General features: G+C 51.6%; 7 protein-coding genes. 5 read left to right on the top strand and 2 right to left on the bottom strand.

The annotated features are described in order from the left end of the window. The first annotated feature begins 834 nt into the window (after positions 1-834). Together C7B82_RS16410 and C7B82_RS16405 are read left to right on the top strand one after the other, a co-directional pair. Entirely contained in the window at positions 835-1,263 is a 429-nt protein-coding gene (locus C7B82_RS16410) for an arsenate reductase ArsC (RefSeq protein WP_106257369.1), read from the top strand. A gap of 51 nt (positions 1,264-1,314) precedes the next feature. Next, positions 1,315-2,679, top strand: coding sequence for a sensor histidine kinase (locus C7B82_RS16405; RefSeq protein ID WP_245939942.1), 1,365 nt, complete (start codon positions 1,315-1,317; stop codon positions 2,677-2,679). A 134-nt stretch (positions 2,680-2,813) separates the two neighbouring features. Here C7B82_RS16405 and C7B82_RS16400 read toward each other — a convergent pair whose 3' ends face one another. Beyond that, positions 2,814-4,808, bottom strand: a complete 1,995-nt coding sequence (locus tag C7B82_RS16400; RefSeq protein ID WP_281258995.1) for an amylo-alpha-1,6-glucosidase — start codon at positions 4,806-4,808, stop codon at positions 2,814-2,816. A gap of 197 nt (positions 4,809-5,005) precedes the next feature. On the opposite strand from C7B82_RS16400, the gene C7B82_RS16395 reads away from it, so the two are divergent. From C7B82_RS16395 to C7B82_RS16385, 3 genes are all read left to right on the top strand, one after another. Next, positions 5,006-5,368, top strand: coding sequence for a hypothetical protein (locus C7B82_RS16395; protein WP_146141171.1), 363 nt, complete (start codon positions 5,006-5,008; stop codon positions 5,366-5,368). Positions 5,369-5,535: 167 nt separating this feature from the next. Further along, positions 5,536-6,771, top strand: coding sequence for an argininosuccinate synthase (locus C7B82_RS16390; RefSeq protein WP_339375215.1), 1,236 nt, complete (start codon positions 5,536-5,538; stop codon positions 6,769-6,771). A gap of 149 nt (positions 6,772-6,920) precedes the next feature. Beyond that, complete coding sequence (locus C7B82_RS16385; RefSeq protein ID WP_106257365.1) at positions 6,921-8,138, top strand: pentapeptide repeat-containing protein; 1,218 nt, start codon at positions 6,921-6,923, stop codon at positions 8,136-8,138. Between the two features lie 57 nt (positions 8,139-8,195). Here C7B82_RS16385 and C7B82_RS16380 read toward each other — a convergent pair whose 3' ends face one another. After that, complete coding sequence (locus tag C7B82_RS16380; protein ID WP_106257364.1) at positions 8,196-11,387, bottom strand: ATP-binding protein; 3,192 nt, start codon at positions 11,385-11,387, stop codon at positions 8,196-8,198. Between the last annotated feature and the right edge of the window lie 924 nt (positions 11,388-12,311).

Here is a 12,311-nt window from a genome sequence, read left to right as displayed (position 1 = left end):
TCCATCACGCAGGGCTTACGGCGCATGGCACATGATATCCCCGGTCTACTTTCCTTTTTCCAGTAGATCAGCCCTGCTTTCACGATAGGGGTGCAGCAATGCTGTGCCCCTTTTCTATTCGAGGCTCAGTCGATTGTGTTCGGTAGTCAATGCATTGAGTGCGGCGGTGAATTGATTGAGTGCTAAGGTCAATCGATCGAGTTCCCGCTCTCAGTTGATTGAGCTTTGAGGTCAATGACTAGGGTGCGGCCTCTCAATGGATGGAGTCATGAGGTCAATCAAGTGGGTTCCGAGGTCAATCGATCGAGTTCCCCTCTCAGTTGATTGCGCTCTAAGGTCAATGGATAGAGTGTCGCCTCTCAATGGATGGAGTCATGAGGTCAGTTGTAGGAGCGGGTTTTGCCGTAAAGCAACCGCAAAGACGAACACGTATCGCTTAAACCCGCCCCCACAGAGGTCTGCCGCGATCGCAATTGAATTGGGTACGAGGTCAATGGGCTGATTAACTGACAAAAGGACTGAAAGGCTGCTTGCTCCGTTGTTCACCCGCCCGTGATTAAAAATCCGGGCTAACAGAACGAAGTCCTCTCAAGAGGACTGCAAGGGGCTTGCAACCCGTTACCCTTCGGGAAGGCAAAGCCTACAACGGGTTTAGTGCTGTTAGCTCAGGATCGCATGACAGTCAATCCATGCGCCAACACAAACCTTTAAGACATTCGTTTGCCTAACGCTAACGCTTTTTGGGTACCTTAACATCAGGAAGTCACTGCCCTGTGAGAGGAGGGCTTCCAACGGTACTCTGTTCATCAGCTCACCCTTCTTCTTAAAGCGCTTATGCAACCTCGTCTCATCATCCTTTGTACGGGCAATTCCTGCCGTAGCCAGATGGCTGAAGGGTTTTTGCGAGAATTAGCCGACGATTTGTTTAATGCTCAAAGTGCAGGCATGAACCCCGCTGCTGAGGTACATCCGCTAGCAGTTAAAGTGATGTCAGAGATTGGGATTGATATTTCTGGAAATACCTGCAAACACATCAATGCGTTCTTTGATGAACCGATCGACACGGTGATTACCGTCTGCGACCACGCTGACCAGAGTTGTCCGACGTTGCCCGCTGCCACCAAGCGCCATCACTTTAGTTTTCCCGATCCGGCTGCGGCAGAAGGGACTGAGGATGAGAAACTTGTGGTGTTTCGCCAAATTCGGGACGATATCAGTCGTATCTTGTTAGCTTATGTGGCGGGCAGGCGTGATGCTCTGTGAGCGTCACTACAAAATCTGAGCCTGGGTATGCCAAGCATGGTTGAGTTTCCTATGGTGATAGCACAAGCGCTTGCCGATCGCGAAGATTTGCTGATGGCGCTGATCGATCGCGCTGGACGACTGCTCTGGGCTAATCAAGCCTTTTCGTTGCACAGCAAACAGTCACTTGAGTCGTTAATTGGGCGGAAGTTCTTTCAGATTCTTTCTCTGAATGCTCAACACTTACCACAGCAAACTTACATTCGGGAGCAACTGATTAAAGGCGAAAGCTTTAAGTTTGAGTTTGCTTATCAACCGGAAGGAACCCTCACTCCATCATGGCTGCTGATGGACGGACAGCCCATTTTGAATGCAGAGGGAATGATTAGTCAGTATTCGCTGTTGGCAACTGATATTACCCTTCGCAAACAGGCAGAACTGGATCTGCAAGAAGCAAAACGCTTGCTGGAACAAAATAATCAAGCGCTGGAAGTGCGAGTGCAAGAACGAACCGCTGCCCTGTTCCAAGAAAAAGAACGGACAGAGCAAGCATTTCAGCAACTCCAGCAGATGCAACTACAACTGATTCAGACTGAAAAAATGTCGGCTCTCGGTAATCTTGTGGCTGGGGTAGCGCATGAGATCAACAATCCAGTCGGCTTTTTGGCGGGCAATCTGCAACCTGCGAAAGAATATATTCAGGATCTGTTTGGTTTGATCGACTTGTATCAGGAGAAATATCCTGCGATTAACCCAGATATTTGTGCTGAGATGGAGGCAATTGACCTGGACTATTTACGCGAAGATTTACCCAAGCTGATTCGTTCCATGCAAGAGGGAGTGAAACGCCTTACACACATCAGTACTAGCCTACGCATTTTTTCACGAGCCGATAGCGATCGCGCCGTTTCCTTTAACCTTCACGACGGTCTGGATAGCACGCTCTTGATTCTCAAACATCGCCTGAAAGCGAATGAGACGCGACCTGAAATAGAAGTCAAGCAAGAGTATGGAGCTTTGCCGCTGGTGGAGTGTTACGCCGGGCAACTGAATCAGGTTTTCTTAAACTTATTAGTCAATGCGATCGATGCCTTAGAAGAAGTTCAGCAGGATGGTCGCTTTGAAGCGCTTAACGCTCAGCCCAATCGCATCAAAATTCGCACCCAGCTAGCCGACGACGAAAAGCAGGTTCTCATTTGCATTTCTGATAATGGACCTGGCATACCCATGCATGTGCAAGCATCGATCTTTGATCAAGCCTTTACCACGAAAGCCGTTGGTAAAGGAACAGGGCTGGGATTAGCGATCGCTCGTCAAATTGTAGTTGAGAAACATGGTGGCAGCTTGGATTGTTGTTCTCAACCTGGTCAAGGAGCAGAATTCATGATTGGGCTTCCAGTACGGCAACAGTTTGTTAAAACCTCTCACAAACCATGAAAGAAAAATTTGATCGTCTTTCAAGTGATGGCTAATAACTCGATTTATCTCTCACAAACTCTATTGGCATCCTACAACAAGGAAATCAGAAGCCAAAATTGACTCAAAGCGTTCTTATCCCTCATCCTTATCCCCTATTTTTCTATTTCGGTTGCTAGCCAAGCCCGCAGCACTTCAGCGATCGTCCACGCTTGGGCAATGCAACCTTGTGGCTTCATCGGCGCATCGCCGTCAAAAATCTCGCTCAAGTTGCCAATGCCGTGGGTGTAAAACTGGCTTGCCATTGGCTCCAAGAATTGACGGGCTTTAACGGGATCACCATAGACGCGGAGATGAGCCAGCACAAAAGGGCCAATAAGCCAGCCCCAAACGGTGCCTTGATGATACGCTCCATCGCGCTGACGTTGATCGCCGCCGTAGGTGCCTCGATAGTCGGGGTGGTTAGGGTCGAGCGATCGCAGCCCATGTGAGGTCAACAACGCTCGTCCGCAGGTATCGACAACCCCTTTCTGTTGAGCCGCTGTGAGAGGGCTTTCGGGCAACGAGACAGCAAAAAGCTGGTTGGGGCGCAGAGAGGCATCATCGCCATCGGGACCATCCAGGACATCGTAGCAATAGCCCAGTTCGGGATGCCAGAAACGCGTGAAGCGTGCCAGGATGCGGTCTGCCATCGCTTCGTATTCCTGGTGGGGCTTACCGACGATGCGGGCAAGTTTAGCCATCGTCCGGAGTGCGTTGTACCACAGTGCATTCACCTCAATGGGTTTGCCAATGCGAGGCGTGACGACCCAGTCGCCCACTTTGGCATCCATCCAGGTGAGCTGTACCCCAGTTTCGCCTGCATACAGCAGTCCATCGGCAGAATCGAGGTGAATGTTGTAGCGAGTGCCGCGACAGTGCCAGTCCACAATGTCTGCCAGCACTGGAAACAGTTCTTGCACCAGATCATCGTCTTCCGTGACGCCGTAATATGCACGGACGGCTTCAAAGAACCATAGCGTCGCATCCACAGTATTGTATTCCGGCCTTTCGCCCGCATCAGGAAAGCGATTGGGAAGCATGCCCTGATCGACATGACGGGCATAGGTTCGTAGAATCGATTGCGCAATTTCCGGGCGGCCGGTAGCCAGCGTTAGTCCAGGCAGGCTGATCATGGTGTCGCGTCCCCAATCGCTGAACCAGGGATAGCCAGCGATGATGGTTTTGCCGTGGGGTTCTTCTGGGGTCGATCGCTGCACAATGAACTGATCGGCTGCCAGCACGAGCTGATTGGCGAATGCGGGAATGTCTCTGTTATCCACAGGGCGATTGCTGTGCCACAGCCCTAGCAGTTTGTGTTCATACGCCCGTCGCAGTTTGAGCGCCGTTTCTCCATCGCGTTCGAGCTTGCGTTCAGTGCTGGCAATCAGCGTCAGCGATTCTCCTGGTTGCAGGGTTGCTTGAAAGGTCGCTGCGTGAAGGTGGTCGTCGCGATCGTTCAAGCCGCGATCGCGCTCAGCACTCAGCTCAAAGCCGTAGTACCAGTCGTGAGTAGCTGTTATCTCTGCGCGATCGCTGGTAAGGTGCAGCTGTACTGCTTCTGGATAAGCAGACACATACACGCCGTGCTCTTCGGGCACGATCGTCATGCGCCAACCGTCTGCTTGAGTATTACTGTGATAATCGCGATAGTTCACCATTGCCTTGAGAGTGAGCATCAGCGGTTGCGTCGCTCGTACCAATTGGTAATGAATGTACGTAGTGTTTGCGCCAGGCTGCATCCACACGCGCTTTTCGAGCAAGGCATCAGCACAGGCATAGCGCCAGACAGGAATATTACCTTCCAGGGCAAACCGTTCCAGATGGCGATAGCCGTGCGGCCCAATGGTGCCATCGGCCCAGCGATTTGCATGGAGAGAATAGAAGCGATCGCCGTAGAGGGCTGTATCATCCAGCTTTGCCAGCATCAGCGTTCGACCTAAGGGCGGCTGCAGCGCCGCAACCAGTAAGCCGTGATAGCGTCGAGTCAGCAAGCCTGCCACGGTACCCGACGCGTAACCACCCACCCCGTTTGTGACCAGCCACTCTCTTGCTTGTGCCTGGCCAAAGTCGCCGCAGACTTCACGTCCGAAGTTTATCCCCATTGGCATAACGGCCTCTCCCTTGAAGTCTCCATCGCCCATTTTGCCTTATCCGCTCCCCGATCGCGGCATGCCTGCGACACTGACACCAAACTTTAGATCGTGAGCGTGAGGCAACGAGAATAAGACCCTTAATTTTTCCTGAGTACAGGTGTAGAGTAAGGCTTGATTCGATCCTGATTGAGATTAATAGGACATTGATAACGATGATCAGAATTCCGCTTAAGCACGGGGTTGTTTTAGCTGCTATGGCGATCGCGCTAGCCTTTTGCATCCATTTTCTTCAGGCAACACCTGCCCTCTCTGCAATTGAACCGACTATTCAACTAGAGACTCCGTTGGTACAGTACGACACTGGAGCGATCGCTACCGCGTCTCAACCACCCAAACTCGTACCAGCAGTACTGGGCGGCAAGTCAGTCTACGTGCTGTACAGCACTCGCCCAAATGATGTCATTCTTGTGCGCTGCTACCCCACCTATCAACCGTCTTTGGAAGTCAAACCAATGGGCGGACAGCCCAACCAGAAGGAAGGCACCCTGACGTGTAAGCCGAGTGGTGCGATGTAGCTAGGCGGTAGAGGGAGTAGGGAGTGGGGAGTGGGGAGTGGGGAGTAGGAAACATACAGAACTCAAAATTTTAGCCTTTAGCCTTTAGCCTTTCCCCTTACCCCATTCCCTTCTCCAACTTCTGTGCCCGTTCTGACATGAATGGGTCGCAATTCACTGCATAATGAGTGCTCAGTCATATTTATCCAACCGAGGCAGTCATGGGTCGCGCCAAAAAAGTTGTGCTGGCATATTCAGGCGGAGTCGATACCTCCGTCTGCATTCCCTACCTGATGCACGAATGGGGAGTGGAAGAAGTCATTACCCTTGCTGCTGACCTGGGGCAGGGGGATGAATTGGAACCCGTCCGCGAAAAAGCGCTCAAGTCGGGTGCGTCTATCTCTTTGGTCGCGGATGCAACAGCAGATTTTGTCAAAGACTACGCCTTTCCTGCCATTCAGGCGAATGCGCTGTATGAAAATCAGTATCCGCTTTCCACTGCGTTGGCACGGCCGCTGATTGCCAAACTGCTGGTGGATGCGGCGGCAGAATATGGTGCGGATGCAGTAGCGCATGGTTGCACAGGCAAGGGGAATGACCAGGTGCGGTTTGATGTGGCGATCGCTGCCCTCAATCCCGACATCAAAGTGCTGACTCCGGCACGAGAATGGGGCATGAGTCGTGAAGAGACGATCGCCTATGGTGAACGGTTTGGCATTGAATCGCCTGTCAAAAAATCGTCACCCTACAGCATTGATAAGAATTTGCTGGGTCGCGCGATCGAGGCTGGCCCCCTGGAAGACCCCTGGACAGAGCCACCAGAGGATGTCTACACCATGACAGCAGCGCTTGCCGATGCGCCTGACCAGCCTGAATATGTCGAAATTGGCTTCGAGCAGGGCATTCCTGTCAGCCTGAATGGTAAGACCGTTGAGCCAGTGGCACTGGTGACGGCACTCAACCAGATTGTGGGTGCCCACAGCGTGGGACGCATCGATATGATTGAAAACCGTTTGGTTGGCATCAAATCGCGGGAAGTCTACGAAACGCCTGCCCTGTCCGTGCTGATTCAAGCGCACCGGGATCTGGAAAGCCTGACCCTCACGCCCGATCTCATCCACTACAAGCGCGGGATTGAGGAGACCTACTCCAGGCTGGTCTATAACGGTCTCTGGTACAGCCCCCTCCGCGATGCGCTGGATGCGTTTGTGAAAAAGAGCCAGGAACGAGTGACGGGTGCCGTGCGCGTCAAGCTGTTTAAGGGCAACTCGATCGTGGTGGGGCGTAAGTCAGCCTACTCCATCTACAGCCCTGAACTGGCAACCTATGGTGCCGAAGATACCTTCGACCACAAAGCAGCAGAGGGCTTCATCTATGTTTGGGGCATGCCTACGCGCGTTTGGGCACAGACGGGAAGGCAGTAGAAATTGATGCAAACCTCGGAGGTTTCAACAAGTGCCAAGCATCGTCACCAACGCAGTCGCTTAAACCTCCGAGGTTTTGATTAAGTCTTACCCACGCTCGATTAGGATAGCTTCAGAGCAAAGACAAGGAAGCTGGAATCGAAGGGAGCATGGTGGAGCAGACATCGCAAACCGAAATGACCGAGCTTCCTGCCTCTAAGGAAAAGGACTTGCTCGATCGGGTCAAAAAGATACTGAGTCCGTTTAAAGGCGATCGCTGGCTCTCCGTAGCTGTCTATGGCTTGGTTACAACTGTCGGTTTAATTATCGGGGTACTGATTTGGAATTTGGTAGATCTTCAAACCAATCCATCAGAGCAGTCCAAGCGGAAATTTGACGCTTCTCTGAGTGTTGTTAGTACCGGAGCTACTGTCACTGCTGGGGTTGTTCTGTTCCTAAACTTCAGAGTCGCCAAGAAGAAGCTAGACGAAGACCTTAAGAAGGCAGAGCGGGATGAAAAACTGGCGCAATCCCGGCTAACAATGGAACGGTTCAGCAAAGCCGTAGAGATGCTTGGAAAAAACGACAGCATCCATCTCCGCTTGGGCGGTATTTATGCCCTGGAAAGTATTGCGGATGACTCAAACGAAGCCGCTCCCGATGAGAATTACAGGCAGGTGCTAGAAGTCTTGACCGCGTTTGTGCGAGAGAACGCGCCCTATCCACCAAAAGAGCAGACGCAGCAAGCAGAAACTCAAGCGACGCTCACCGAACAGTCACCAGAAGCGGGTGAGGACATACCAGAAGCGGGTGAGGACACAAAAGAGGAACTTCTCCCCTTACCAACCGACATTCAAGCCGTTTTGACGGTCTTAAAGAGACGTAAGCACAAAGATAAGGATTGGGAGCAATACCCCCTCGATCTAAGGAAAACAGACTTAAGAAGGGCACACCTTGAGTCAGCGAGGCTCCAGAGAGCACAGCTTGAATCAGCGAATCTCAAGGGAGCAAACCTTTGGTTGGCGAAACTCCAAGGGGCAGACCTTGAGTCAGCGAATTTCCAGAAGGCAGACCTTTTGTTCGCGGATCTCCGGGCGGCACACCTTTGGTCAGCGGATTTTCAGGGGGCAGATCTTGAGTCAGCGAATCTACAAGGGGCAGACCTTGAGTTAGCGAAGCTTCAGCAGGCAAACATTAGGGGGGCGAATCTACAAGGAGTATCCTTCTGGAACACCCATAGTCTAAGACTTACTGGGAACAAGCTCGTCGAAGCAAAAAATAAAGCCAAAGCGAATATACAATCAGCCCAAAACTGGGAAATGGCTATGTACGACGCTGAAATTCATGAGTGGTTGAAGTTGCCACCGGAAAACTTACAGGTGGAATGAGTATTAACCTAACGTGCAACGTCAAACGCTGACCGCTGACGGCTAACCGCTCACCCCTCACTCCACACTATTCCCCACGCCATTCACCTGACGCGGTATGGTCACCCGGAACGTGGAACCCACACCGAGTTGGCTTTCAACAGTGATGGTGCCGTTCATCTTGCGGACGATGAGATCAGTAATGGCTAAGCCCAATCCCGTGCCAGGAAACTTTTTGGCAAGGGTTTGATCGAGCTGGTAAAACGCTTCAAAGATATAGTCCAGGTGTTCTGCCGCAATGCCAACGCCGGTGTCTTGCACCACAATGACGATCGTGTCGGGCTCGACATCAGTGACATTGACACATACACTTCCCACTGTCGTAAATTTGATGGCGTTGGAAAGCAGGTTGACCAACACTTGCCTCAGGCGCGTAGTGTCATTGATCACGGTAGGATTTGTGAGCTGTAGCTGAACCTCCAGCGACAGTTGCTTTTGATCAACGAGCGATCGTAGTTCTTCGGCAGTTGCAATCACCAACTGATTCAAGTTAACGGCTTCTAGCGCTAAGGACAGACGCCCTGCCTCGATTTTGGACAAATCTAAAATATCGTTAATGAGCGCCAGCAGATTTCTGCCGTTGCTCAGAATGCGAGCGATCATGTCATGTTGTGGCGGCGTGAGTTGCTGGCGTAGCAGCAGCTGCGAAAACCCAATGACCGCATTCATCGGTGTTCGCAGTTCGTGCGACATGGTTGCCATAAACTGCGATTTCAGTTTGGCCGCTTCCTGTAGTCGAAGGTTTTGGAAGTGAATTTGCTGGCGTTGCTCCTCTAGCTCCTGATTCTGCTCGCCAAGAATGCGGTTTTGAATTTCTAACCGATCTTCCCGCTCTTCCAGGGCATTGATGAGTTGGGCATTTGTCAGCGCGATCGCCGCTTGTTCGCCAAAGGCAATCAGCAGTTGCAGGTTATCGTCATCAAAGGCAGCTGGATGGCTCCAATGACCGATCGCCAGCACGCCCAACCTGCCTGCTCTGGCAGATTCGATCGCCACAACGCAAAGGGATGGTGGTAAAAGGCGAGGAGTAAGCTCTAGCGGATTACGCTCTCCCTCATCACGGTTCCTTGTCTCTAAAGCGTTTGGCCCGTCTTGTCTCTCCCTGTTCCTGCCTTCTGCCTCCTGTATCAACCGTGACCCACCCGTCAGGAAAATCTCACCCAACAAGCCTTCACCGGGTGCAAAGTCTTCTTCCAACTGAAAGCGATCGACGCCCGCCCCTGTAGCGGCAGTGAGTTCCAGCATGCCAGTGTAAGGATTTTGCAGCACGATCAAGCCAAATTCGGCATTGGGGATCGCGTCACAGATGGCATTGACCATCACCTGCAAGAGCTCAGGCAGATTGGTCAGACATTGATTCAGCAAATCGGTGAGTTGTTGCAGTGTCCGTAGCTGCTGCTGATGCTGACCGAGAATGACGAGCGCCTGTCGTAGATTTTGTTCGGCTTCTTGGGTGGAACGGTAGAGCTGCGCGTTGTCGATCGCTAACACTGCCCGTTGTGCCAGTGCTAACGCCATCTGCTGATCGGTGGTGGTATAACTGCGCCCAGAATTGCGAGACAGACACAGCGTCAGCGCACCGAGTTTGCGATCCTGGACGATGAGCGGAATCGTCATCAGGGAACCGATGTCTAAAGCATGCAAGAACTGCAGATGTTCAGGGTTAACGGCGATCGCCTCAAGCCATGCCTCTGTCACCTCAGGCACCAGGACAGTTTGCCCGGTGGTTAAACTTTGAACTACCGGATGATGGCGCTGCTCGGGTCTTGGGGTATGACAGCGTGCCCGCTCCAGCCATCCCTGCTTGGCAGGGTCTACATGCTTCCAAATGAGCAGCTGAAACGTATTGCGACTGCTAAGAACGTCGAAAAAACAGCAGTCTGCTAAGGCTGGCACCGCGAGTTGCGCGATGTTGTGCAGAATTGTCTGATAGTCGAGAGAGGTGGCCAGCACAGAGCTTGCCTCTGCCAGAAACCGCTGCATTGCTTCTGCTCGTTTGAGAGCAGTCACATCCCAAAAAGCACCCACGCAGCCTCTAGGACGATTCTGCTCATCGAAAAGAGGCGTCGTATGACCGATCACATTAATGACTCTGCCATCTTCTCGGAGAATATCAACTTCAGCATTATGGATCGGCTCCCCCATTGCTGCTGCCATTTGCATGGGGAGTGCATCCGCCGCGATTACCTGTCCGTTTTGCAGCAGTGTGTGAGTGGGCTGTTCGCCCGTGGGTGCTAAAAAGGAGGCATTGGCATCAGGCGCAAGACCCAGCATCTCGGCATAGGTTGGGTTGACATGAATGGTGCGGCACTCTGGATCATTTGCGATCGCAATGCCAATGGGAATCACATCAAAAAGGGTTTGCAGTTCGGTTACGCGCCGCTCCAGGTCTCGATTGAGCTTGACGACTTCCTCCTCTGCCTGCTTGCGCGCTGTAATGTCGGTGACGATGCCCGCCATCCGCAAGAGCATATTCTGATCGCCACGCTGTGCCTTCCCCCGCGAGGCGCAGTAACGATAGTCTCCTGAAGCGTGTCGCAGCCGAAATTCGACGTCAAAGGGTGTTCCCAGCTTGAGGTGCGCTGTAATGGCGGTTAAAACACGCTCTTGATCATCGGGGTGAATCAATTGATAGAACGCCTCATACGCTGTGCCCATCGACTCGCGGGCAATGCCGACAATTTCAAGCAGGCGATCGTTACAAAAAACTTCATTTCGGTAAAGATCCCAATCCCAAATACCATCGTGTGAGCCTTCTAGCACCAGTCGATAGCGCTCTTCACTTTCGTGCATCCGTTGGGTTGCCTCTGCCGTTTGCTGTTCGGCTCGATGCAGTCGGATGGCATTCGAAAGGCTATGCATTAACGCTCCGGGCGCTAATTTACGTTTTGGAAGATAATCGGTGGCACCTGCTTTCATCAGCTCTACCGCTATCTCCTCCTCCTCCTCCTCCTCTCCGAGAACAATGAGCGGGACGTTGATGCCGATCTGCTTTACCTGCCTCACCAGAGACAAACCATCACCATCGGGTAGGCGATGGTCGAGCAGCACACCATCTAATGCTTGTTGTTGCAGCAAGGCGATCGCTGCTGCACAGCTTTCTGCGTCAAGCACTTCTGCCGTGATACCAGCAGCATTGAGCGCTCGACGCACCATTAGCCGCGACTCTATGTCGCGTGCAACTAACAAGATTTTCAGAGTTTCTTCCATGACTCGTAACCAAAGGCTGAAGACTAAGAATCAGTAGCAACCATGCTCTAACTAGCTCTTAGTCGCTAGCTCTCCTTTCGGAGGCATTCACGTTGAAGACACTGTGTCCAAGTATTTACACTTGTTCATACAGCCTATGATTGAGGAATGTTGTGGCTCTGTCCTCAATCTATCGACAGGTTGAAGCCTCTCTTTGAAGGTATGGCTGGAACTAAAAGCGCGTGAAGCGGCGATTTGAAAGTCCCCTCTCGATCGAGGCGGAAAAATAGCTGTACGATGCCCTTTAACGATGGTTCCAACCTTAGATAGATGTATCAGCCTTTACCTTCTGCAATTCTCTGATAAAGTATAAAAACAAGCTTGATCAGGGCTTTAATGTAAACTTGGTAAATTCACAGTAAGGATGCTGTTTGAGTACTCAGTTTGTATTCAGAAACCAGTTTTCTTGCAACGATCGATCACTGAAGCTGGTGGCATTTGGCGTTGATCTAAGCGGTGGGCAATGGCACGGTTCAGCAATTTTTTCGACAGTTGATGCTGTTTGCTCCAAGGACATTCAGCCCTGTCAAAGTTGGACGGTAAAACGGTTGCGTTGACCCAGCCCGCACAGTAAAGTAAGCGCTGTACAGGCATCGCTCACCTGTGTCTACCCGAATTTTTCAAGGCACCCAAGTTATTAAGGAACTTATATTAAGGCACTTAAGTTATGACTGATATGCTAAAGACAACGTAGAGTAAGTTTTACTGACGATGGCAATGTATGGAAACAACGTCTTAAGGCTTAGCGTTAGCGATCGCCAAGCTAGCCGCACTATTGGCCATTTAGATTATGATCAATCCCTAACGCTTAGGGACTCGCTCAAAAATAAAGTACCAACAGCTACCCTGAAATAAGCATCATATATGGCGTAGTGGGGAGAGATT

Origin of the sequence: Stenomitos frigidus ULC18 (assembly GCF_003003795.1) — a bacterium.
GTDB lineage: Bacteria > Cyanobacteriota > Cyanobacteriia > Leptolyngbyales > Leptolyngbyaceae > Stenomitos > Stenomitos frigidus_A.
The sequence above is the reverse complement of the archived record's forward strand: the minus strand, read 5'-3'. Positions and strand labels throughout refer to the sequence as shown.